Origin of the sequence: Prevotella sp. oral taxon 299 str. F0039 (assembly GCF_000163055.2) — a bacterium.
Lineage (GTDB): Bacteria > Bacteroidota > Bacteroidia > Bacteroidales > Bacteroidaceae > Prevotella.
On sequence record NC_022111.1, the window covers coordinates 124,801 to 148,230 of the forward strand.

Consider the following 23,430-nt stretch of genomic DNA (forward strand, 5'->3'; position numbering starts at 1 on the left):
ATTATTTAAGTTCAGAAAATAAAAACAAAAAGGAAATGGGTAAATATGATTTTTCAGTAATAATGTCGGTTTATAAGAGCGATAATCCAGAACAATTGGATGTGGCTCTCGATTCGATTATCAATCAGACTTTGCCCCCCAATGAGATAATTGTAGTGGTTGATGGCCCTGTTCCCAATGCCTTATCAAATACTCTAGAAGATAAAAAAACTATATTTCCACAGTTAAAGATATTGTATCAGGAGCAAAATATTGGGTTAGGAGGAGCTTTACGTATAGCTGTTGAGAATGCTCAATATAAGTATCTAGCAAGAATGGATAGTGACGACATTTCGCTTCCTAATCGTTTTGAACTGCAAATGAACGAGTTTAAGAAAGACGATAATCTTTCTTTAGTAGGCGGAATGATTACAGAATTTGCAGAAACGCCTGAAAATATCATCAGTAAGCGTATTCTTCCTTGCTCAGATGAAGATATAAAGCAATTTATGAAGTCACGTTGTGGAGTGAATCATGTAACAATTATAGTAAAAAAAGACGCATTATTAAAGGCAGGAAGCTATCAGGCCGGATTTATTCAGGAAGACTATTTCCTTTGGGCAAGAATGATATTAGCAGGTTGTACCTTTAAAAATATTCCAGAGATTGTGGTAAATGTTCGTTCAGGTTATGATCAGTTTGAACGTCGTGGCGGTTTGAAATATTATAAAGATGTTTTGAAATTTAATCGTTGGATGTATGAAAAGAAACTAATTTCTTTGTCAAGAATGCTTTATAATGACTGTGTACGTGGTGTGGTACAATTTCTTTTGCCTAATAGTATACGAACATTTATCTATAAAACAGTATTACGAAACTAATTATGGAAGAAGTTATTCTTCTTTTAATAAAGCCAATCTTAATTGTGCTTGAATAAGAAGAAACACATTAAAAATAAGCTTGTATGTTCACAAAAACAGAAAAACAATTCCTAGAATTGTATAGAAGTGGAATTTGGGAAAAGCCTTTAAATGAAGATATATTTAATGATTCGACTGATTGGGAAGGCATAAAAGAATTGATGATAGCTCAAACTGTTATTGGAGTATGTACCAATGTTATTAGTAAGTTGCCCGCACACCTCAAGCCAAATCAAAATATTTACTTTAATTTAATAATGCTTACTTCAAACATCGAACAAGCAAATAAGGGCATGAACAAGCTCCTTATAGAACTATTTGATGCCTGCGAAAAACTAAAGATTAAAGCATTCCTTTTAAAAGGGCAAGGAGTTGCACAATGTTATCCAAATCCTTTGTTGCGTCAATCGGGTGATATCGACTTGTTTTTTCTAGAAAGTAATGAGTATAAAAAAGCGGTAGATGAACTTCATAAATACTTTTCTGTACCAATGACAGATACGGATCTTAATGGAGTTCATGCACTATTTATTTGTAAAGATATTGTTGTTGAGTTGCATGGTGGTATTCATGGGGCTATAAATCGTAAGACAATGAAGAATATAATGAGCTGGACTAAGCAAATATTTGCCCAAAAGACTCCTTTGAAATGTAATATAGACGAGGCTAAGGCAGTTTTACCTCCAGTGCATTTCGATGCTCTTTTCATCTTCCTGCATGCGGTTCGACACTATTTTGGAAGTGCTGTTGGATTAAGGCAATTGAGCGATTGGATGCGCTATCTGTATACACATAAAGGCGATATTGATAGAACAGAACTATTAAAGGATATAGAATATCTTGGATTAACAAAGGTTTGGAGTGTTTTTGCTACAATGGCTGTAGACTATTTAGGTTGTCCAGAAGAGGTTATGCCTTTATATAATAATAGGTATAAGAAAGATGCTAAACGTTTATTGCGTTTCATTCTCGATTCAGGAAACTTTGGATATTATGACAAACGTATACAAACAACCTCAAAAAATATTCTTGTTCAACGTTTTGTTGCAATGAAAGGACACCTTGAAATGCAGTTTAGAAATATTATAACCTTTCCAGAAGAGGCTTTATATGGCATTCCTTCTTTCTTCAAAGATGGTTTTATGCGATTTATAAAAACATTAAAGACTAGATGATGAGAAAATAATTAGTCTATCATCTTTTGTAATATTATAGTTATATCAATGTTGTCTGAAAAAAATAAAATAATAACATTATGGGACATATATCTCTTCGAATATTTAATTTAGGTATTCTTTTGCCTTTGATAAGCTCAATGTTATTGGTGTTTTGGATTCATCCAAAGATCGTTAAGTCTGCATTGTTAAAGGATATTGTAGATAAACCAGACTATAGAAAACTTCAAAAAACACCTATTCCTGTACTAGGTGGAGTGGCTGTTTATTGGGGAATTGTTATTGGTGCAGGTATAACTAGTATGGTTTTTCATAGCCATGCTTTGCTAACCTCAATTGTTGCTCTTACAGTGATGATTTATATTGGTACTTTAGATGATGTACTAGGGCTTTCACCAACATTGAGATTGGTAATAGAAATACTTGTTGTTGCCTTTATTGCATATATGGATCAAAGTAGTATGAATCATTTTCATGGTTTATTTGGTATTGAAAAACTTCCCGTATATCTATCTGCACCTCTTTGTATTGTAGGTAGTGTAGGTATCATTAATGCCATAAATATGATAGATGGAGTAGATGGTTTATCTTCTGGATTTTGTATCTTGGCATGCGTTTCTTTTGGAACTTTATTTATTTCTGCCAATGATGGAACCATGGTCGTTATGTCGATGTTAGGTTTAGGAGCTATTATTCCATTTTTCTTTCATAATCTTTTTGGAAAAACATCAAAGATGTTTATCGGTGATAGTGGCACTTTGATGATGGGAATGCTCATGTCTATCTTCTGTATGCGCACCTTAGATAATACATCTATTGTGGCTCTACGTTTTCCTAACATTGGAGTCGTGGCATTCTGTTTATCTATTTTATCAGTACCTGTGTTTGATACACTCCGTGTAATGATAGGTAGAATCATAAAATGTACTTCTCCTTTCCATGCTGATAGAAGTCACTTGCACCATTTGTTTATAGAGATTGGTTTCTCACATTTAGGAACTTCGTTTATGGTTCTATCACTTAACCTCTTTAATATACTAGCTTGGCTGATAACATATTTACTAGGTGGAAATGCAACACTTCAATTTCTTGTAGTATTTCTTATTGGCTTTAGTAACACAACAGGTGTTTTTTATGTAGTAAGACGATTAGACCACTCTAAGAAACCTTATCGTATCTTAGCTTATCTTGCAAAGAAAAGTCATGTAGAAGTAGGTCCGTTTTATTGTAAAATGAGAAATTTTGTGGATAGAATATGATTATATAAATAACATGTGTCGTTGAACTCATGTTATTTATATATTTTAATTTATGTTCTATAGTTGTGTTCTTCTATTATAATGCATTATCAATAAATAAGTCTCCTTCTTGATATTTTTTCAGTTTTTCTTGTAGTTTATTTGTGGAAGGGTTAGATATTGACAATCCCATCAGCCGAATTGAGCAATCAAAGTTCTTGATGTCAAATAATAATCTCTTTGCAACTGGTAGAATTTGATCTTTTGTATTGAAGACATTTACACTTGTTACACTTCGTGTTATTTGATGAAAATCAGCATACTTTACTTTCAACGTCAATGTTTTTCCTTTGAAATGTGTTTTCTCAATGCGACGAACTAAATCTAAAACAAGATGATAAAGTTCAATCGTAAGTGCACTATTATCCTGTAAGTCCTTCTCAAAGGTACATTCACATCCCACTGATTTACGTATGCTATCAGTATGTACAGCTCGGTTATCTATACCTCTTGAGAAATTATAATATAGGTTTCCAGGCTTGCCGAAGATGTCAATTAAGCGTTTCTGTGATAAGCTTTTTAAGTCTTTACCAGTGAAAATTCCCATATCATGCAATCGAAGAGCTGTTTTCCGACCTATTCCCCAAAAGCGTTCAATCACCAAATTATCGATAAAGTCAAGGGCTTCTGCTTCCGTAAGAACAAATAATCCATTAGGCTTATTATAATCTGATGCGATTTTTGCTAAAAATTTATTATATGAAATACCAGCAGAAGCTGTTAATTGAGTGCGTTGTTGTATTTTTTCTTTTATCTCTTTGGCTATATTAATAGCTTTATCATATGTTGAAGTACAAGCAGTTATATCTAAAAAAGCCTCATCAAGAGATAAAGGTTCTATCAATTCTGTATAGTCATGAAATACTTCATGTATTGTTTTTGATACCTCTTTGTATATATTAAAGCGGGGAGGAACTAAAATAAGCTGTGGGCATAGTTGCTTTGCTTTAACAACAGACATAGCAGATCGTACTCCAAATAATCGTGCTTCATAGCTAGCAGTACTCACTACGCCTCTAATTGTATCAGATCCTACTGCAATCGGTTTTCCTTTTAGTTCCGCATTATCTCGTTGTTCAACCGAAGCAAAGAACGAATCCATATCTATATGTATTATTTTTCGTTCTAACATATAGGCAAAGATATAAAAAAAGGAATAATTTTTTCTTTATTTAGAGTCTAAATTCAATATATTATGATCAGAAATACAAATCAGAAACTTATCCAAAGAGGGTTCGTTTTTTAATCTTTTAGCATTTTTTCAGTCTCAAAAACTGCTACCCAAAGCAGTGTAACAAGTGCAACAATGAGTATTAAAGGCGATGGAAGCGATACATTCATCGATGCCATCTCTCCCCAAAAGTCCCCTAAAAAGCTTAGAAATAAATGCTTCATCGTTGTTAATCCTCCCAACACAAAGAACAATACCACTGACACTATTCCTACAAGCCACTGCCATAAACGGTCCCAGATAGAACTATTGGGAGGTAGTTGCTGCATCACTCTGTCTGAAAAGCCATCGTCTTGGATGGTTTGTTTATTCTTTTCAAGAAATTGAAGTATTTGTTCTTCGTCATGTTTATTGATCATATCCATTGTTCTTTAAATATGTTGAGAGTTTTTCTTTGCCTCTTGAAAGGTGCGATTTCACTGTTCCTGAGGGCAAATTCATAATCGTTGCAATTTTATCTATGGCATATCCTTCAATCAATTGCAAGGTTATACACGTTCGCTCTTTATCGTTCAGGGTTTGAAAAGCCTCGTATAAGTCTAACTTTAGCATACTATCACTTCCCGTTGTAGCGTGTGTTTTCAGCTCAGTTATATCAAAATGGGCTGCATTTTTAGGACTTCTAACATAATCGTAGTACACATTATACGCTATTCTGTATAACCATGTAGAGAAGTTAGATAAGCCTTTAAAATGTGCAATGTGCGTATAAGCTTTGATAAAGGTTTCTTGTGACAGATCATCAGATAAGAGTTCGTTACCCAAGGTCTGATTCAAAAAGAACCGACGAACGCCCTCTTGATACTTTAGTACAAGTTTATCAAATGCACGTTTTTTGCGAAATACGGCAACTTGAGTAACTAATGATATGTCGTCTAACGGCTTCACAGGATATTATTCTTCTGTATTTTCCTCACGATTCTTTTTCGCACGCTTTCCAATATACAATTTTCCAAGTCCTATACATAGAATAAGTAAGCCAATTCCAGATAGAGGTCCTGCTCCAAGTATAAAGAAAAAGAATGCCAAACCTGCGCCAAGTGCCACCAACTGCACGCCTTTTCGCCATGCAAATTCATCTTCGTGCGCCCAATATTCTTCACGATTCACAGGCTGTTCCATTGCTTGTTTAATGCGCATTTGCTCTAATTGTGCCTTGGTATCTTGTCGTTTAATGATATATCGCAACAATACTATCAATAAAACAACAGGCAACAACACTGCAACAATAGCACAAATAATCATTAAAGCGAGCACAGCAAACCCCCAAACACCATAAGATTGAAAGGTATTAAGTCCGTTTTCGATAGCCTTTAAGTCGTTGATATTATCTTCGTCATGATCAAATCTTCCGTCAAATCCATCGTCATCAAAATCTGAATCAACAGAATTTAATATCGAAGCACTACTATTTCTCATCGAATCTGCAATATTTGTAGTGGTTGTTTGTTCTGTTTTATTTAAATGGTTTCTATGTTTTTGAGCAGTAGAAACTACACATAATGTTGTTGAAAAGAGCAACATTAAAGCTAAACTTAATCTTTTCATATTCTAAATTACTTTTGTTTTGTTTTACTAATTAGACGCAATGACATATCGATTAGTTGCAAAGAAAGTGTTTTTTTTCTACTTTTGCAATTGAAAAAAGCATAAAGTGATGAATTTACCCAAAGACTTTATAACCCAAACAAGGGAATTATTAGGTGAAGAACGATTTGTATTGCTCCAAAAAGGGCTCGAGATGGCTCCTTCAACCAGTATTCGTTTCAATCCATTTAAGGTAACTTCGGCAAGCGTTTCAACAGCTCTTGCCCCTCAACAAGTGCCTTGGTGTGGCGAAGGTTACTATCTTTCAGAACGTCCAAACTTCACTTTTGATCCACTCTTTCATGCAGGTTGTTATTATGTTCAAGAGGCTTCGTCAATGTTTTTATATCATGTCTTAAAACAAGTGTTGCCTCACCAGCCACTAATGGCACTCGATTTGTGTGCTGCTCCTGGTGGAAAAACAACCCTATTGCGCACCCTTCTTCCCAATGAAAGTGTTCTTTTTGCGAACGAAGCGATATATAATCGTGCTAACATCTTAGTTGAAAATATAGAGAAATTTGGTCATTCCGACGTCATTGTAACGAATAATTATGCAGCAGATTATAAGAAAACGGATCTTGCTTTCGACCTTATTCTTGCCGATGTGCCTTGTTCAGGCGAGGGAATGTTTCGCAAAGACGAGGACGCAATTAATCAATGGAGCTGTCAATATGTAGAAAAATGTCAACAACTTCAACGTGAAATTGTGAGCGATATATGGCATAATCTAAAAGAAAACGGCATACTTATCTATTCAACTTGCACGTTTAATGCCCTCGAAAACGAAGAGAATGTAGAATGGATTATCGACGAATTGGGAGCAGAATGTATCGACATAGAGATCGATAGTAGCTGGAATATCACCCCTGCACTATTTAATAAGGTGAAAGGTTATCGCTTTTTACCTGGTATTAGTAAAGGAGAAGGACTCTTTATGTGCGTTCTTCGCAAAACGAGTGAGCATTATGCTCGTGCCAACAAGATAAAGAAGAGCAAGCAAAGCAACGTCAACTCAAAGTCGTTCGACAACTGGTTGCAAAACCAAAGTAGCTATTCACTCGTAGAAAAGAACGAAAAGGTAATGGCTATTCCACAGATCTTGGTTCCTCTTTATGAACAAGTTGCCAACCAATTGCGCATTCTTCATGCGGGAATTATATTGGGTACGCAAAAGGGAAAGAACTTTATTCCTCACCCTTCTCTAGCCTTTTCCATCCAAATCAATCGACAAGCGTTTTACAATAAAGAAGTTTCTTACCAACAAGCGATATCTTTCTTACGAAAAGAAGCCATCACTCTGTCGGCTGAAACACCTAAAGGTATTGTACTGATTACCTATAACAATCAACCAATAGGATTCGTAAATAATCTTGGAAACAGAGCCAATAACTTGTATTTGAATGAATGGAAGATTAAAAGTGGATATCTTCCCGAAGCTATTCCCAGTGTTATTACCTTGTAAAAGGTGGGTTATTTTGTATCAAAAATAAAACTTTCATTTAGAAAAAACATTCTTGAATGATTTAATTTCATCGTTCTGGTGTATTCTAATCATTGTCTTGAAGTTATAAAGCAATCCTACGATCAAGTGATATAGATCGTAGGATTGCTTTATAAGTAGATATTTTATATTTATATCTCTAATTTTATTAGCGAAGAATATTTGCCATAGATGCAATCATTGTAGCTATTGATGCCACAGAAGTGCCAATAGAGAGCCATTGAGTCAATGTCTTTCCTGAGTTTTCGGGTTTACTTGGCACTATAATCTCACATCCCGGGCGTACTTTTGCGTTATGTCCTACTTTCGCAACAGTACCATTCATATACACGATATATGTGTGACTTTTCTTCGCTCTGTTGCCCCATCCACCTGATTGGTTGATATACCAGCTTGCTTTTCGGCCCTTTTCGTAAGCCACAGTGTTTGGATACATCACGTCACCGCTAATTTTTACGGTTCCATTATACTCGGGAACGATGATTCTATCGAATTCTCTTAGCACCAAATCGGCATCTCCTCCTGGTTCTTTTAAAGCCTTGTCAAGTTCGATACCCACATAATATGTATCGCCTAAATCAAGCTTTTTCATATCAAGAGAGTCTTTTTTGCCACTTTGCATCTGAGCCATTTTGATTACAGTTTGCATTCTTAATCGCTCATCGGGAGTGATTCTGCGCTCTAAACGTGCACCAGGTACATAAGCAAGGTCGGTTACTCCGCCTGCTTTCTTAATGATATCGCTGAGTCGTTCGTTCTTACTTGATAGTGTATAAGTACCTGCAAACATCACATTTCCTTCTACTTGGATATTTTGTTGATGGCTGTAACCAGGGCTTTTGCGTACATATACCTCATCAAAGGGCTGTAATTCGAATCCAGGAATACCATCAATAACGAATCCTTCCTTTAATGCAAAGGTGTAAGTTTTAGCAATTACGCTATCATTGGTTATGGCTTTAGGATTCAATATACGACGAGCTACGTCTACTTTAATGATAGATGCCTTGTCTTTTAGGCCTCCTGCTTGTAGAATAAAGTCTTCAAGTGTTTCGTGATCTGCATACACATACATTCCAGGATAATTCACTTCGCCATGTATAGTAATTGTTCTTTTGGTTTGCATTTCACTCTTTGTGGGAATAAAAAGAACGTCATTTTTCTTCAAAGGCACGTCAGCAACACTTCCATCCATTATTCCTTTGATATCAACAGCAATAACTTCGAGCGTTCTATCACTCTTCATACGATGAATAATAGCACGATTTGTAAATGCTTCTTCGGTTAATCCTTCTGCATGTTCAATTAAAGTGCGTACGCTATTGATGTCTTTTCCGATGTTATACATACCTGGACGGAAGATAGCACCTTTGATTTCAACCATGTTTTCATATCGATTAATGATTGAATCAACGCCGATAGAGTCGCCATCAGCTAAGTGAAACGAATTGATATCGAATTCTCCAATGTTGAAAATAGAATATTCTCTGCCTGCTTTTCGTAGTAAGCGAACAGCCTTAGTGTAAGCATCTCCAGTGAAACCACCAGCATATTTAATGATAGAGCCAACGCTTTCGCTCTTCTTCATTTCGTAAATCATAGGGCGTTTTACCTTTCCTGAGATGGTAACCAAGCAGTCGTAAGGACCAACAACAATTACGTCATTATCCATTAGACGAATGTTTCCTGTTAGTTTTCCATTGAGAATATAATCGTATATGTCTACAACTGTAACCAAACGGTTTTGACGATATACCTTAATATTGCGCAAAGTACCGAGGTCGTTGATACCTCCTGCCATATAAAGAGCATGAAATACGGTTGCAAAAGCAGAAAGGGTATATGTTCCAGGCACTTTAACTTCACCCATAACATTCACCATCATGGTCTTAGTTTGACCCACAGTGAGCTTTGTTTTCGAGCTACTATAACGTGCACCCAATAGCGAACGCACCTTAGCATTTGCCTGTTCAACAGTTAGTCCGCTCACTTTTATAGGACCAAAGTCTTCTATTGTCACCTCACCATCAGGAGAAACAACAACATTAAATGTTTTTTGTGAAGCCCCATAAACATCAATTATGACGTTATCTCCTGGTCCTAATACATATCGTTGAGGTGTTGCTATATTCATATTAGGCTCGAATGATAACTCTTTATTGTTGAAAATATCTCGTCCGAACACCCTTTTCTTCATCTTACTTTTCTCCTCAAGCAACTCTTTTAGCCACTCAATAGAATCTTTGGGGGTTAAATATGATAATTCTTTTTGCATCAATAAGAATTCAGAATCTTTCTCATTGATTTCTATTCTGTCTGCACTATTACGCTGAATGCGATTGTTAGAATATTTATTTAATGCGCTATTGGCTGTGTCTTGTTTGTTTTTACGCATTCTAGAATCATTTGGTTGCAATGTTTCATCATTCACATTGCCTAGTCCTTTTTGATTCTTTTGGCGGTCGTATTTATCCTTTAATCTTCTAATTTGAGAGATATCTACACCGCTTTGCATCAGTTTTGTAACGATTTGTGCTTGAGATGAGCCTGCTTTTTGCTCTTTTTGAATCATTCGAATCACTTGATCGTCGCTCATTCCAGATTGCGCATATAAGCATTGCGTTGCACTTATTAATAAAAATATGCAGAAAAATAGTTTTTTCATGAATATGTTTGTTTTCTTAAATTCTATGTATTTATAAATGATAATGTAATATTTAGTAGGTAATAATATGCCACTTGTATTATTGCTATATGTTTATTTATTAACGTTTAGAGTTGTTTTTTGTTGTATAATTATTTGTTTTTATATACTTTATAGTTTTAAAACTCTTTGAAAAAGTAAGAAAACTTCCGGAAATACTTGAAGTATAGTATTAATATAATTCATCGAACTTCACGTTAAAAATATTATTTTATTAGCTCTTTGTGTGTGGTTCCATCACTCATCTTCACTATATTAATCCCTCTTTCTGGTTTATCTATGTTTTTTCCTAAAATGTTATAACGAGCTATTTCGTATGTATCGCTTGCAACTTGAGTAGTTATACCAGTAGAGAAGTGATGGGCATTCATCGGAATTGTGATCTTTGCCGGGAAGATTCGTAATGGATCGCACCACAAACTAAGCGCATCTGCCATGGCACCGATGTTGGGTTGAACAAGTTGTCTAAAAACTAATTTACCCTCTTTATATACTTCTATTGGCTTGCTAAAGTCTACATCATTGATGAATAAGCCCAAAGAACCTTGTACCTTAGTGTTATTTATATCATCTGTTGTAATATTAAATATATTGCCATTATGTTCAACCTTAAATAAAACTTCTGCATTGGGTTGATGTTTTAACTCACGGAAATCAAGATAATATACTCCGTTAGAATATGCTTCTTCATCATAATCAGATGTCATATTATAATATAAGTAGGTGATATTATTAGGATAAGTATGCTTCTCGTGTTGTAAGAGCCAGGTTGTATGAGTGTAAGGACTGATATGATGGCCTATTCCTGGAATCATATTTACTTTGTGAATGTAGTCATTTTGTGCCTGTTTTTGTAGTTCTGCTAACTTATCCTTCCATAAACGAGCATATGAAGCACGTTCAAAGCCATTATCTTCTTCGCCCATATATATAGAAAATGGTATATTTCTAAGGTTTTCGGGTGCTTTCAAAGGCTCACAAGCTGCGATAGGAGAAGCCCCTGCAAAATAGTCGGGCATGAACAATGCCAGTCTATGTGAACCATAGCCACCTTCTGAATAGCCAAAAATATAAATCTTTTTAGGGTTTACAAAGCCAGAAACTGCAGCTAACCTGCATACTTTTCTGATCAATGCACGCTGTGGTTGCAAATACCAACGACCAATTCTATCGTCTGCCATACGTGGAATAAAAAACAAAGTAAACCATTCTCTTTCATGAGTTGCAAGACTTATGTTGGAATTATAAGCAATGGTATTGGATTGAGAATCCCAGGGGTTATTTACAAAGTCCTTACCACCACCATGCAAAGAAATAAAAAGAGGGAAACCACCTTCAGGAGTTGTACCTCTGGTTAGCATTGTTGCTTTCATTTTTTGTCGTTGTGGTAAGTCCCAAATTAATTCATGTTGTCCTTGTAGAACTTTGCTAAATTCACTCTGTTCAAGACTTTTTTTATTAACTTCTACCCACAATTTCCAAATTTTATCCTGCTCTTGAGCAATTGAAGAAGTATTGATTTTTTTATTATAAAGTTCTTTCTCGGGTATTTCAATCATTTCTTTATCCAATTGTGAAGTAAAGAAATCTTTGATCATTTGCTCAAGGGAAGTAGTAGAACGGGCTTCAGATTGAATAGGAGAAGTTTTAATATTTGTGTTGTGTTGTACTTTATTTGTGATTTGAATATCTTTAAAACTCGTTGTTCTTTTTGGGGATTGAGCGTGCAAACAAATGCTAGAAAGCAATAGAATTGGGAGAAAAAGCTTATTTTTCATTGTTACAAAAGAGAATAGTTACTATGTAATTAAATAATATAAGTTAGGCAATTTATAAATGCTAGTAAATTTGTTGTGATCTTAAGGTAATGAAATACAAAGAATTACAAACAAAAATACTATTGTCACTGAGGACAAAGTTACAGAATTATTTTATATCTTAGATGAGTTCTGCACCTTTTTTGTGAAATTACAACAATATATATGCTAATATTGCTGTATGCTAAAAACTGTTTGAAAGTTCTATAAGCCTTTATTTCTCTGCATTACAGATACGTATAGCACAAAGGAGATTACTTTGGGTTTCAATTAGTAATAGTTACTAAAAACTCTTATTTGAATGAATTTGAGGCGAATATTCAGAGAAATACTCCCCAAAAGTATTTTTAGGAGCATTCTTTATGACAATGAATTAGAGAGAAATTTTACAGAACAAGAATAATATGCTAAATTCTTCTGCAAAAAGAAGATATTATTAAAGTTCAATTTTTAAGAATATTTCTATCATGATAATAGATTTGGACTATTGTCTTGAATTACAAACTTTTCCTTCTAAAACTCTATGATTTAAATTTGCAGAGAGTTATTTAGATAAACCTTATACGTGGTTAAGTTCTAAGTTTACAAAAGATAATGAGGAATTCACAGAGGAAGAGATTGAGAATTTAAGAAATGCTTTATTAGATATTGCAGGACGAATAAAAAACTGTGCTCAAAAAAATATGAAACAAAGGATTGTCAACATTGTTGAGATTTAACTTTAACACCGCTACTTTATCCTTTGGATAGCAACACCCCTTTTATTAAGGGGTGTCTTTTTGGTTTTTATGTTACGCAATATCACCTTAAAATAAAACGATATAATTTTATATTTTACGATATAAGCACTGCAAAAAGTGTCTTATTTTTATCAATTTTCGTGTTCAAAATCGTGTACGAGTTGTTTTATATTTGTTTTCAAAAGCATGCAAATTGCATGGCAAAAGCATTGCTATTACGATAAAACTCCATTGCTTTTACATTCTAAAAGCAATGGAGTTTGCAAGAGTTTTGTATCGATTGTGGAGCTGGTGGTAAATGAACTTACCTATATTACTTCTTGATAATCAGACTTTTAGCATAATCTCAATTTCTACTGTAGCCAATTTGTAGCCATTTTAGATAAACTTGAGAGCACGTATAGAAGTCGCATGTACTTCTTATTTTTCAGGTTCAAAGTTACAAAAAGATGATACATCCTCCAAATATTTGATAGAAAATGTTTTATAGATTCTTTGGCTACAATTTTCAGTGCAAGGTGCAAGCCTATATATATAAATAGGTCTTGCACCTTGCATTGATGGACCTTACCTTATTTTTTTTTACCGTTGATTATCAATGCGTAAAATGGTATTATACTACCAGAAAATGGTATTTTAATATTCTATCTAAAGCCTATTTCATTAGGAACTTTGCAGCTATAATAATTACAATTATGTATATTATGGCTAATAAAAACAAATTAAAACCCAAAGGGCATCTTTATATTAGTAGCCCTACACTTGAGAGTTTAGTTCTTTTATGTGATAATGCAAAAGAAGCTGCTCATATAGGTGGCATTGAGTATTCAAATTTCCTTAAGGCTTGCAAGATGGAAAAGGATATAAGATTTAGCACATATCGAAAGTGTGCTGCAGGCTTGGGGAAAGAAGTTTTAGTTATTCATCTTCCTTTGGGAACCATAGAGTCAATGATTGAGCCTAAGACTCATGTGAACGGTTTTTATGAAACTATAGAACAAGATAAATTGATTAAGGTGTTGATGGCGGTTATGCCGAGTGACGGAATAAAAATTTTTAACTTCATGGAGGATTTCAAGAGACATCTAACAAGTCACGACAAAGAACATCTAATGAAACCATTTTTATCAGCTATTATTAATCTTTGCCAAACCCTACTTAAAGAAGATGGAACACCACGAAACACTCTCCCTAATAAATGAACTTCAAACACTTCGTGAAGAATTTAGACAGATAGCCTGCTTTATCAGGGAGCTAAAGCGTGATTATTCCGTTTTGGAGGAAAAGATTGAGTTGAGTTCGGCAGATGTTCTGCACCTGCTTGGAATATCCAAGGCATCACTTGCAAGATGGAGGGAATCTAATTCTATCCCGTACAGATATGTATCTAGTAATCATGTGGTTTATCCATTTAAAGGACTCTATCTCTCTGTCAAGACGGGTAGAGCCACTTTCAAGGGCTTTCGTCGTTTAGAGGCTTTGCAGCGTTTAAACGCTTACAAGGAAGGTGTGCTAAAAGGCTATATGGGAGAATCTCAAACCTTATTCGAAGAGCTATGAACATCAAAGAAGAAATATTATTGCGTACCAACAAAGGACTTGAAATATTCTGTTTCTATATGCCTATTGATTTCGTGATTAAGCGTAATTTTCGTAACCCTTTGTACGAAGATAAACGTGCTTCATGCAATATATATCTTGATAGAAAGTCAGACTGCTATCGCATGAAAGACTTTGGAAATGATGCTTATTCTGGAGATTGTTTTTGGTTTGCTGCCACAATGATAGGATTGGATGTGAAGAAAGATTTTGTTAAGGTACTTGAAACTATTATTCGAGACTTGCAACTAAACATCTACATAGGAAAGCAAGAACGCTTTGAACAACGAGCTATGATAATGAAACCTCCTAAACCGACTATTTCACAACCTGCAGACCAACCAAAGTTAATGGAAGAGAAGAAGTGGTTTAAACTAATAGAACAATCTTTTGGTATCGAGGAAATGAAATATTGGCAACAATATGGTATTGATTCCAATACCTTACAACGTTTTCATGTAAAGTCGCTTGCTCGTTATGAGTCTATCTCTAATCAAGGTAAGCCGTTTACATTAGGGTCGACACATGAAGAGCCGATGTTTGCTTACAATATGGGGGCGTTTGTAAAGGTTTATCGTCCCAAAAGTAAGCTACGCTTTCTTTATGGTGGTGAGAAAGTGACCGATTATGTCTTCGGCTTCCAACAGTTGCCCAGTAAAGGAGATATCATATTCATCACTGGTGGTGAGAAAGATGTACTATCTTTATCTGCCCATGGTTTTAATGCTATTTGTTTCAATAGTGAGACGGCAGAGATTCCTGAGAATATTATCGAAGGGTTACAGCTTCGTTTTCGACATATTATCATATTATATGACACTGATGAGACGGGAATAAGAGAAGCCAAACAACAAACAAATGCACTCATTCAATATAAGGTTTTGAGCTTGACCTTACCATTGCAAGGAATTAAGTCAGAGAAAGATATATCTGACTTCTTTGCCTTGGGAAATAACTCGAATGACTTGAAAGTTCTCCTTTCTGATATGTTTACCAATATGTATTCGCAGACAATGATGATATTAAAATCTTGTGAAATCGACTACGATAATCCACCTGATGCTTCAAAATCAGTTGTGGCAGTCAATGGTGTTCCACTCGGAACACAGGATAATCTGTTTTGTATTACAGGTGGAGAAGGAACAGGTAAGAGCAACTATATTTCTGGAATCCTTTCAGGCACACTTGGTTCGGAACGATTACAAGCTGAACAGACATTGGGATTAGAGATAACTGCTAACCCAAAAGGCTTAGCGGTTCTTCACTATGATACGGAGCAGTCTGAAGCACAACTGCACAAGAACTTGGGAAAGACACTTCGTCGGGCAGGAGTAAAGGCTGTACCAGAGTTCTACCATTCACTCTACTTGGCATCACTATCCCGCAAAGACAGGCTAAAGATCATTCGTGAGAGTATGGACTTGTTCTATCACAAGCATGGCGGTATCCATATTGTGGTAATTGATGGTATTGCTGACTTGATACGCTCAGCCAACGATGAAACGGAAAGTATAGCCATTGTAGATGAACTCTACCGATTGGCAGGTATCTACAATACCTGTATTGTCTGTGTACTTCACTTTGTGCCTAATGGCATAAAGTTACGTGGGCATATTGGTTCGGAACTTCAACGTAAGGCGGCGGGTATTCTCTCCATAGAAAAGGACGACAATCCTGAATATTCGGTCGTAAAGGCATTGAAAGTCCGTGACGGAAGCCCATTAGATGTTCCAATGATGCTCTTCGGTTGGGATAAAACTGAAGACATGCACGTCTATCGTGGCGAGAAGTCGAAGGAAGATAAGGAAAAGCGCAAGACCGATGAACTCTTGCTTGTCATCAAATCTGCATTTCGCACCAAACTAAGGCTTTCATACCAGGAACTTTGTGAGGTGCTGATGCGTGAAATGGAGATTAAAGACCGAACTGCAAAAAAGTACATTGCATATATGAAAGAGCAGCGCATATTGACGCAAGATACAAGTGGAAACTATCAAAAAGGAGAACTATGCCATACTTAAACGATACTTCAGAAACAGATTGGTGCAAACAATTGTTTGATAAACTAAGAACTGTCGAGAATAAACTCGACCAGCTACTTGTCCTGCAAGAGCAATCCGTCGATACAACTGTCCGTCCACCTTTGAAACTGGAATATCTGGACATCATAGATGTTTCTAAAATCTTGAAAGTTGAGCAGAAAACTATCTATAACTGGGTTTGGGCAGGTAAAATTCCTTACCTCAAAGCTAATGGTCGATTGCTTTTTCTTCGAAAAGAGATAGATGAAATGGTACGGAAGCGAGATGGTTGGTAAGTCTCCTTACACTAAATTCCTGTTATTTTGTTGTGTAAATACTTGCATTTACACAACAAAATATGTACCTTTGCAAAAGGAACAATTTGTATGACAAGCAAAAGTATTAAAAATAAAATTTCAAATTTTGAGACGGGAAAAGTGTTCCGATTGGAAGACTTAGGGCTTTCTCGCAGTGAGCAAAATGCGGCCGTAGTCACTTTGGGAAGACTGGTTCAGGAGGGTGAAATAGAGCGCCTCAGTCGAGGTACTTATTATAAACCCAAACAAACAAGATTTGGTGTTGTTGGTCCGTCCATGGAAGAACGATTCCGTGACTTACTCTATGACAACGACACCCTTATAGGTTATCTGACCGGGTTCTATGCATTCAACTTGTTTGGATTGACAACGCAACAGTCTTCAACTCTTGAGATAGGCTCCAATTTCCCTAAACGGAACGGAAAACGTGGAATGTATACGATTCGTTTTGTATTGCAGAAAAATCCCATCAATCGAGGTAATATCGAAATGCTGCGTATATTAGACTGCTTGAAGTGGATTAAAAAGATACCTGATACAACTACTGACAGATCATATATTCTCTTAAAGGCAAAAGTCAATGACTACTCTAAGGATGAGCAGACGCAACTGGTCAATCTTGCCTTAAAATACTCTCCGCTCACGCGAGCTTTATTGGGCTCAATGCTAACCAATGATTCTCTTGCGGCTACATTATTTCAAACATTAAGTCCACTTACACGATTTAGAGTCGGACTCTCACCAACTTTAGTTTCTAGTCAATGGAACATACAATAAAAGATTCTCTATATTTAGACACTGAGTTATTCATGGAATTGGTACAAACTTCGTCAGAAGATTTGAAAATCCCTATACAGTTAATAGAGAAAGACTATCATATTTCAAGAATACTTCGTGCATTGTCCAGAAGTTCTTATGAGTCAAAAATCGTATTTAAGGGAGGAACTTCTTTATCAAAGGCATATCAACTGATAGATAGGTTTTCAGAGGATGTGGATTTTGCTGTCATCAGCGGGGATATGAGTGGCAATCAGGTTAAAATACTTTTATCAAATTTGATGAAAGAGGTTACTATGGGCTTGACAGAGGACAATACCTTTTCAGATATATCCAAAGGCTCAAAATACAGGAAACAAGCCTTCTCCTATACAGCATATACAGGTTTTGATACTTCTGTAAATCCTGTTCCTGCAAGAATTATTGTAGAGATTAGTGCATTTGCCAATCCTTTTCCATACGAGAAAAGGATGATAGAGCCTTTTGTTACTACATATCTGAAAAAGCAAAAGATGGAAGATGTGATAGAGAAGTATCACCTTGAACCTTTTGAACTGAATGTCTTATCTCTTAGACAAACCTTGTGTGAGAAAATAGTGTCTCTCATTCGCTTTTCAATGAGCGAGCAGCCAACTGCATCATTATCATCTAAAATACGCCACTTCTATGACTTGAATGCGCTATTGAATATCAAAGAATTAGAAGATTATGTATGTAGAAAAGAATTTGTTCGAGACATAAAGATTTTGGTGGAACATGACCAACAAGCTTTTGACGAGCCTTTGGGCTGGAAAGACCTAAAAGACATAAATCAGTCTCCATTGGTAGTGGATTTTGATCATTTATGGGAGATTTTGACTCCCAAATACGTAGAGAACCTATCTGCTATAGCTTATCGAGATATTCCATCTTCAAATACCATAAAAGCATCATTTCTGAAAATACTGAAGTCTTTGAGAGAAATTGACCTCACGAATGAATAGGGATTATCTTCTATAGATTCTTAAAGCAAATATCAAAGGGAGGAGATAGATGAGGTAGTACGAAAGCGAGATGATTGATGACAAAGGGCTTCAAACCTAACAGTTAGATTTTGGCAAAATATTTATTTTATTGCCAAAGTCTAACTATCGCATAGATATATATTGGCTGATTTTCCTCTTGGGAATAGTTCGGAAATTTCCTCATAAGTCAACTATTAGTTTACTTGCAGGAAAGAAAAACAACCATTCTTTTAACGTCTCCACTTGGGTCTGAAACTCTGCAAACGACTATATTCCTCTTTGTCTTGGGCAGGATTGTTCTCATTCTTTATTTTGGCAGAGTTGTTGGATAAATCTTTTCCTTGCTTTATTTCCTCTTTTTCTTCCTTTTCTTCATCTGGCGGAGTAAGGGTAAGCGCAATCTTTCTGTCCAATTCAGCAGCTTCACTTTTAAGTGAGCGAAGCTCGTCCTCTTTTTTCCAAGAACTGTTGGCAATGTTAGTGTAAATGTCTTTATTGGCTACAACCTTTGCCATTTCCTTCTCATGCGACTCTATTACCTTTGGAATACGCTCCAAGACATTGATAAAATTCTGACACGCAAGTTTCGGGTCCGTAGCCAACTTACCATTATTATAGGTATAGTAGATACTCTCCTGCCCCTTGACAAAGAAACGGTTCACGGAGCAGTCAAACAGTTCTTTTGAGGTACTCTCTGTCTTCACCATGATGGAAAAGCCATAAATCTCTCCGATTTTGTTGTACTCGCCTTTGGTGCGTGCCTTGTCGTTAATCTCCTGCAGGCGTGCAGCAATAACTTTGAGGTCCGTACTGTCCTCCACGCCTTTGATGGTGAGTTTATTGATTGGATTGCCGTCCTTATCACGCTCCACACGCTTCTCAAAGCATGCCAAGTCCGCCTTGGCTTCCTTAATCTTGTCCGAATGGAAAGACACGGAGCTGTTAATCTCCGCCAACTTTCCCGTTGCGGCATCACGCTCACGGAGGAAATTCTTGCGCTCGGATTCCAGCGTGGCAATCTTCTTGTCGAGTTTGGCTTTCTCTAACAAGTCTGTATTACCGGATAGCACAGCAACATACTCTGAAAAGTTCATACCGCTATCCTCGTCCATCGAGCCCTCGTCAATGGTACGACTACCGAGCGTATTGGTCTTCAACTGATTGATAAACAATTGCTTGTTATGCAGCAGATTGAACTTGTAGCTGTCCAGAGACCGCTCTACGGCATAGATAATCACATCAACCTTGTTGTCCGCAAACTCCTTGGCGATAAGGTTTCCCTTGCGCACAGCTCGTCCGTTACGCTGCTCTAAGTCCGAAGGTCGCCAAGGCGTGTCCAAATGATGGACCGCCACGGCACGTTGCTGTGCGTTCACGCCAGTACCCAACATAGAGGTAGAACCGAAGATAATGCGAATATCACCACGGTTCATCGCATCTACCATCGCCTTCTTAGCTTTCTCGTTCTTACATTCCTGAATGAAGCGTATCTCGTAGGACGGGATATGATAGTCCTCTACCAACTTACGCTTGATTTCCGAATAGACATTGAAGTCTCCACCGGGCTTATAAGTACCTAAATCAGAGAAAACGAACTGCGTCCCTTTCTGTGCATCGTACTTTTGGTAATAGTCATTGAGCATCTTGGCACAGTGACTTGCCTTGTTATCTATATGATCTGAGTAAGCATTTTCATCAATCATGCGTAAATCAAGGCTCATCTTGCGGGCGTAGTCTGTTGCGATAAGCATCTTTGCCCTTTCCTCGCTCTCACTCAGTGGTGCTCGTCCTAAGATTGTAGCATCGCCACTCTTGGCAAACTCCATCAGCTTGCCGATAAAAACCTCCTGCTCGGGTGTGGGCGGTATGTTATGCAGTATCTCATTTTTCTCAGGGCGGTCGATACCGATGTCCTTGGCAGTGCGAAAATCGCAAATCTCCGCATAAAAGTAATGGGGGTGAATGTAATCGACTGATTACTAATAAAAAGCAGAATATATAATCTGATAAGGTGAACGACTAAGAAACGAGCGAGTTTCTTTCCCTTTCTTTATTCTGCAAAGTCTCAAAGAACTCTCTGTTTGATGTTGCAAAGATAGCGATATAATTCATATAAGCAAAGTATTTACGTTGTTTTTTCAATGAAAATCAACCTTAGACATTTCTAATTCTATAAAATCGCCATTTTAAGGTATTGCATATATCTATGAACAATGGTAATTTTGCAAAATGATAATCAAAAGAATTCTTTTAATCTTCATCATTCTACTTCTGCTGTTTCCCACTGCTAATGCTACTATTTTGAATTTAGTTGTGGGTGATACTATATACCCTACTCGAAAACATGTTTCTTCATTACATAAAACGATAGAACTCGATGAAGTTCAAGTTATTGGACAGCGGAAATTGTTTTCCATAAGAAAAGACACCACGTTTATCAATACTGATTGCCTTCGAGTAAGGAAAGGTGCTAACTTGGAAGACTTAATCAGGAATATTCCGGGCATGGAATACGACAAGGCGAACAGGCAACTATCATTCAAAGGAAAGCCATTGAACGGCGTAAACATCAATGGCGAGACCTTTATGGGCAACGACATTATCGCAGCGTTGGAGAATATGCCAACCGATGCAGTGGAACTACTGAAACTGTATGACATGCTCAGCGCATTGGAGAAAATGACGGGAGTAGATGATGGTGCTGACAATTATGTGCTGGACATCAAGACCAAATCTACCTACAATGGCAGCCTGACAGGAACACTAACGGCTGAACACGGCAATCGCGACAGACGCAGGGATGAGGTACAGGGCAATCTATTCAATGCCGATGGCGAAAACACCTCGCTGACTTTGCGCTCTGACAATCTTAGTAATATGAACATTGGGGGAAACAATTTCCAAAACATATTGTCGGGCAATATCGTGAAGAAATTTGGTAAGAAAATTACGCTCAATGCAAGCCTCTCACTCAATGCCTTCCACAATGGAAGCGAGAATCATGACTATGATGAGCAATATCTTTCATCGGGAACAAAATATCGGGAATCAATGCTGCTTTCCTTGAGCAAGAATCACAGTAATGCCGCAAACATAAATCTGCAGTATAACATAGACAAAAAGACTTTGCTGAATATAAGTGCAAATGGAAACTTCGGACGGTCAGACAACCTGACTGACAACACAACATACCTATATGAGCGCAATACGGCTGCGGACACGCTGACCTCGGGAACGCTGCGAAATAACACAAAAAGCAATGGAAAGAATTACCATGTATCTGCCGACCTCACACGGCGGATTGGCAAGGCTGGGGCATCATTTACCGTGAAGGCGACACTTGGCGGTAACTCGAATGAAACTAATAATACCAGCCTTTCACTGACGAAATTCCACCACCTGCGCAACGCTGTGGGCGGAGATTCACTACTGTTGCGCAATCTTTGCCAACAACTGCCCACCCTGCGCAACGAAAGCAGAATATCATTGCAATATACCCATCCTTTTGGCAAACAGTTGAAATTGCAGACAGGGTACGGACTGCATCACGAAGAGGATAGAAACACAAGCAACACTTACGACTATACTATACCGAATAGACCATACATAGATAGCCTAAGTTATGAGAACACACTATCTATATGTGGGCAGGAACTCGCCCTGAGAATGGATTATAAGGGTAAGCAATGGAAGATAAACAGTGGCATTGATGTAGAATGGCAACGCAGGAATATCTGCCGGCAACACAATTCGGAAACAGTGGACTATACAGTTAAGGCTACGGAATACAAGCCCAAGTTCGGCGCAAAGTGGAACAACGGAAAAATAGAAGTTGAACTGCGTTATAACGGAAACACACAACAGCCTTCCATACAGGCTTTGCTGACACTTGATGACAAGAGCAACCCGCTGTCCGTGAAGATAGGCAATCCGCAGTTGAAGCCAGCCTATCAACAACAACTGTCCATCAGATTAAATGAGAGAAAATATGGTATTACCTTTATGGGCAATTACCACAACTCGTTCAATGATTTTGCAGAGGAAGTAACGTATGACTCAAATACTGGCGCACGGACATACAGAACTGTCAATATCAACGGAAATTATTCTGTGGACGGGATGCTGCAATGGCAGAAACAAGTGAAGCGTCTGATGCTCTCTGGTACTATGAGAACTTCTTTTAAAAACCACGTCTATCTCTTTCACGAACAAACGTACGGTAATGCTTTGAAGAGCAAGACACATACAACGGGTAATGAGGTTAGCCTACGATTGAACTACCAGCCGAAATGGGGGAATATTGACCTACACGCCAGTTGGCAACTCTACCGTTCCAACAACTTACTGACAAACACCCATGTAAATACCATTGACTACGACTGTGGCATCAGCGGCACAGTAGAACTTCCCCACGACATTGAAATATGGGGCGATGCAAATTGTCATCTGCGCCGAGGAACCTATTCAACCACAGATGATGACCAGTGGCTATTGAACGTGGGAGCATCGTGGCGTTTTCTCAGGAAGAAACAAGCCACGCTCTCATTCAAATGGAACGACATTCTGAATAGGCGAAGGGACCTCAACCGTTCCGTTTCAGGTTACGGGTATCACGAGAGTTTCCGACCGCAGATACATAGTTATGCCCTCGTATCGCTGCGATACCGTTTTAGCCTTACCAAAAGTAAAACAGATAAAAATTCTCACAAACAGCAAAATCCTAATAAATAAGGATTGCAAAAATAAAAATAAAATCA

General features: G+C 37.1%; 18 protein-coding genes and 1 pseudogene. 12 read left to right on the plus strand and 7 right to left on the minus strand.

The window, feature by feature from the left end:
- The first annotated feature begins 35 nt into the window (after positions 1-35).
- The 3 genes from HMPREF0669_RS03390 (at position 36) to HMPREF0669_RS03400 (ending at position 3,333) form a co-directional block, all read left to right on the plus strand.
- Positions 36-860 (plus strand): glycosyltransferase, encoded by an 825-nt coding sequence (locus HMPREF0669_RS03390; protein ID WP_009228494.1) that lies wholly within the window; start codon positions 36-38, stop codon positions 858-860.
- Between the two features lie 83 nt (positions 861-943).
- Positions 944-2,074: a nucleotidyltransferase family protein gene (locus HMPREF0669_RS03395; protein ID WP_020967123.1), complete on the plus strand. Its 1,131-nt coding sequence runs from the start codon at positions 944-946 to the stop codon at positions 2,072-2,074.
- An 80-nt stretch (positions 2,075-2,154) separates the two neighbouring features.
- A complete protein-coding gene (locus HMPREF0669_RS03400) occupies positions 2,155-3,333 on the plus strand; it encodes an MraY family glycosyltransferase (RefSeq protein ID WP_009228496.1) in 1,179 nt (392 codons plus the stop codon).
- A 76-nt stretch (positions 3,334-3,409) separates the two neighbouring features.
- On the opposite strand, the gene dinB is transcribed toward HMPREF0669_RS03400, so the two are convergent.
- The 4 genes from dinB to HMPREF0669_RS03420 all read right to left on the minus strand — a co-directional run bounded on the left by dinB (position 3,410) and on the right by HMPREF0669_RS03420 (position 6,151).
- Positions 3,410-4,474: a DNA polymerase IV gene (gene dinB, locus HMPREF0669_RS03405; RefSeq protein WP_020967124.1), complete on the minus strand. Its 1,065-nt coding sequence runs from the start codon at positions 4,472-4,474 to the stop codon at positions 3,410-3,412.
- 140 nt (positions 4,475-4,614) lie between these two features.
- The gene (locus HMPREF0669_RS03410) at positions 4,615-4,962 is read right to left on the minus strand and encodes a DUF5056 domain-containing protein (protein WP_020967125.1); all 348 of its coding nucleotides are present in this window, start codon (positions 4,960-4,962) and stop codon (positions 4,615-4,617) included.
- A complete protein-coding gene (locus HMPREF0669_RS03415; protein ID WP_009228499.1) occupies positions 4,952-5,491 on the minus strand; it encodes an RNA polymerase sigma factor in 540 nt (179 codons plus the stop codon). The genes HMPREF0669_RS03410 and HMPREF0669_RS03415 overlap by 11 nt, the downstream gene beginning before the upstream one ends.
- 6 nt (positions 5,492-5,497) lie before the next feature.
- Positions 5,498-6,151 carry a DUF6249 domain-containing protein gene (locus HMPREF0669_RS03420; RefSeq protein WP_009228500.1) on the minus strand — a complete coding sequence of 218 codons (654 nt, stop codon included), beginning with the start codon at positions 6,149-6,151 and terminating at the stop codon, positions 5,498-5,500.
- Positions 6,152-6,260: 109 nt separating this feature from the next.
- Between HMPREF0669_RS03420 and HMPREF0669_RS03425 the strand changes: the two genes are divergently transcribed.
- Positions 6,261-7,655, plus strand: coding sequence for a hypothetical protein (locus tag HMPREF0669_RS03425; protein WP_009228501.1), 1,395 nt, complete (start codon positions 6,261-6,263; stop codon positions 7,653-7,655).
- Positions 7,656-7,842: 187 nt separating this feature from the next.
- On the opposite strand, the gene HMPREF0669_RS03430 is transcribed toward HMPREF0669_RS03425, so the two are convergent.
- Both HMPREF0669_RS03430 and HMPREF0669_RS03435 read right to left on the minus strand, forming a co-directional pair.
- Complete coding sequence (locus HMPREF0669_RS03430) at positions 7,843-10,359, minus strand: SLBB domain-containing protein (RefSeq protein ID WP_009228502.1); 2,517 nt, start codon at positions 10,357-10,359, stop codon at positions 7,843-7,845.
- 245 nt (positions 10,360-10,604) lie between these two features.
- Positions 10,605-11,957 (minus strand): hypothetical protein, encoded by a 1,353-nt coding sequence (locus HMPREF0669_RS03435; RefSeq protein WP_232236469.1) that lies wholly within the window; start codon positions 11,955-11,957, stop codon positions 10,605-10,607.
- A gap of 848 nt (positions 11,958-12,805) precedes the next feature.
- Here HMPREF0669_RS03435 and HMPREF0669_RS10555 point away from each other — a divergent pair.
- From HMPREF0669_RS10555 to HMPREF0669_RS03465, 7 genes and pseudogenes are all read left to right on the plus strand, one after another.
- A pseudogene (locus tag HMPREF0669_RS10555) lies at positions 12,806-12,934 on the plus strand (DUF5053 domain-containing protein); the annotation flags it as partial.
- A gap of 725 nt (positions 12,935-13,659) precedes the next feature.
- Positions 13,660-14,157, plus strand: a complete 498-nt coding sequence (locus tag HMPREF0669_RS03440) for a hypothetical protein (protein ID WP_044045695.1) — start codon at positions 13,660-13,662, stop codon at positions 14,155-14,157.
- Entirely contained in the window at positions 14,123-14,515 is a 393-nt protein-coding gene (locus tag HMPREF0669_RS03445) for a hypothetical protein (RefSeq protein WP_009228505.1), read from the plus strand. The genes HMPREF0669_RS03440 and HMPREF0669_RS03445 overlap by 35 nt, the downstream gene beginning before the upstream one ends.
- Entirely contained in the window at positions 14,512-16,575 is a 2,064-nt protein-coding gene (locus HMPREF0669_RS03450; protein WP_009228506.1) for a bifunctional DNA primase/helicase, read from the plus strand. The genes HMPREF0669_RS03445 and HMPREF0669_RS03450 overlap by 4 nt, the downstream gene beginning before the upstream one ends.
- Positions 16,563-16,871: a helix-turn-helix domain-containing protein gene (locus HMPREF0669_RS03455; RefSeq protein ID WP_009228507.1), complete on the plus strand. Its 309-nt coding sequence runs from the start codon at positions 16,563-16,565 to the stop codon at positions 16,869-16,871. Before HMPREF0669_RS03450 ends, HMPREF0669_RS03455 begins: the two co-directional genes overlap by 13 nt.
- A gap of 90 nt (positions 16,872-16,961) precedes the next feature.
- Positions 16,962-17,669 carry a DUF6088 family protein gene (locus tag HMPREF0669_RS03460; RefSeq protein WP_009228508.1) on the plus strand — a complete coding sequence of 236 codons (708 nt, stop codon included), beginning with the start codon at positions 16,962-16,964 and terminating at the stop codon, positions 17,667-17,669.
- Complete coding sequence (locus HMPREF0669_RS03465) at positions 17,654-18,652, plus strand: nucleotidyl transferase AbiEii/AbiGii toxin family protein (RefSeq protein WP_009228509.1); 999 nt, start codon at positions 17,654-17,656, stop codon at positions 18,650-18,652. Before HMPREF0669_RS03460 ends, HMPREF0669_RS03465 begins: the two co-directional genes overlap by 16 nt.
- A 251-nt stretch (positions 18,653-18,903) precedes the next feature.
- Here the strand turns inward: HMPREF0669_RS03465 and HMPREF0669_RS03470 are convergent, their stop codons facing one another.
- On the minus strand, positions 18,904-20,499 hold the full coding sequence (locus HMPREF0669_RS03470) for a helicase C-terminal domain-containing protein (protein ID WP_020967128.1): 1,596 nt from the start codon (positions 20,497-20,499) through the stop codon (positions 18,904-18,906).
- A gap of 403 nt (positions 20,500-20,902) precedes the next feature.
- Here HMPREF0669_RS03470 and HMPREF0669_RS03475 point away from each other — a divergent pair, with 403 nt between their 5' ends.
- Positions 20,903-23,404 carry an outer membrane beta-barrel protein gene (locus HMPREF0669_RS03475; RefSeq protein WP_009228511.1) on the plus strand — a complete coding sequence of 834 codons (2,502 nt, stop codon included), beginning with the start codon at positions 20,903-20,905 and terminating at the stop codon, positions 23,402-23,404.
- The last annotated feature ends 26 nt before the right edge of the window (positions 23,405-23,430 follow it).

Coding starts and splice junctions, on each gene's coding strand:
- HMPREF0669_RS03425 (WP_009228501.1), top strand. CDS start 6,261: ATGAATTTACCCAAAGACTTTATAACCCAAACAAGGGAATTATTAGGT.
- HMPREF0669_RS03435 (WP_232236469.1), bottom strand. CDS start 11,957: ATGATTGAAATACCCGAGAAAGAACTTTATAATAAAAAAATCAATACT.
- HMPREF0669_RS03440 (WP_044045695.1), top strand. CDS start 13,660: ATGGCTAATAAAAACAAATTAAAACCCAAAGGGCATCTTTATATTAGT.
- HMPREF0669_RS03410 (WP_020967125.1), bottom strand. CDS start 4,962: ATGATCAATAAACATGACGAAGAACAAATACTTCAATTTCTTGAAAAG.
- dinB (WP_020967124.1), bottom strand. CDS start 4,474: ATGGATTCGTTCTTTGCTTCGGTTGAACAACGAGATAATGCGGAACTA.
- HMPREF0669_RS03395 (WP_020967123.1), top strand. CDS start 944: ATGTTCACAAAAACAGAAAAACAATTCCTAGAATTGTATAGAAGTGGA.
- HMPREF0669_RS03445 (WP_009228505.1), top strand. CDS start 14,123: ATGGAACACCACGAAACACTCTCCCTAATAAATGAACTTCAAACACTT.
- HMPREF0669_RS03470 (WP_020967128.1), bottom strand. CDS start 20,499: ATGGAGTTTGCCAAGAGTGGCGATGCTACAATCTTAGGACGAGCACCA.
- HMPREF0669_RS03430 (WP_009228502.1), bottom strand. CDS start 10,359: ATGAAAAAACTATTTTTCTGCATATTTTTATTAATAAGTGCAACGCAA.
- HMPREF0669_RS03460 (WP_009228508.1), top strand. CDS start 16,962: ATGACAAGCAAAAGTATTAAAAATAAAATTTCAAATTTTGAGACGGGA.
- HMPREF0669_RS03390 (WP_009228494.1), top strand. CDS start 36: ATGGGTAAATATGATTTTTCAGTAATAATGTCGGTTTATAAGAGCGAT.
- HMPREF0669_RS03420 (WP_009228500.1), bottom strand. CDS start 6,151: ATGAAAAGATTAAGTTTAGCTTTAATGTTGCTCTTTTCAACAACATTA.
- HMPREF0669_RS03455 (WP_009228507.1), top strand. CDS start 16,563: ATGCCATACTTAAACGATACTTCAGAAACAGATTGGTGCAAACAATTG.
- HMPREF0669_RS03450 (WP_009228506.1), top strand. CDS start 14,512: ATGAACATCAAAGAAGAAATATTATTGCGTACCAACAAAGGACTTGAA.
- HMPREF0669_RS03475 (WP_009228511.1), top strand. CDS start 20,903: ATGATAATCAAAAGAATTCTTTTAATCTTCATCATTCTACTTCTGCTG.
- HMPREF0669_RS03400 (WP_009228496.1), top strand. CDS start 2,155: ATGGGACATATATCTCTTCGAATATTTAATTTAGGTATTCTTTTGCCT.
- HMPREF0669_RS03465 (WP_009228509.1), top strand. CDS start 17,654: ATGGAACATACAATAAAAGATTCTCTATATTTAGACACTGAGTTATTC.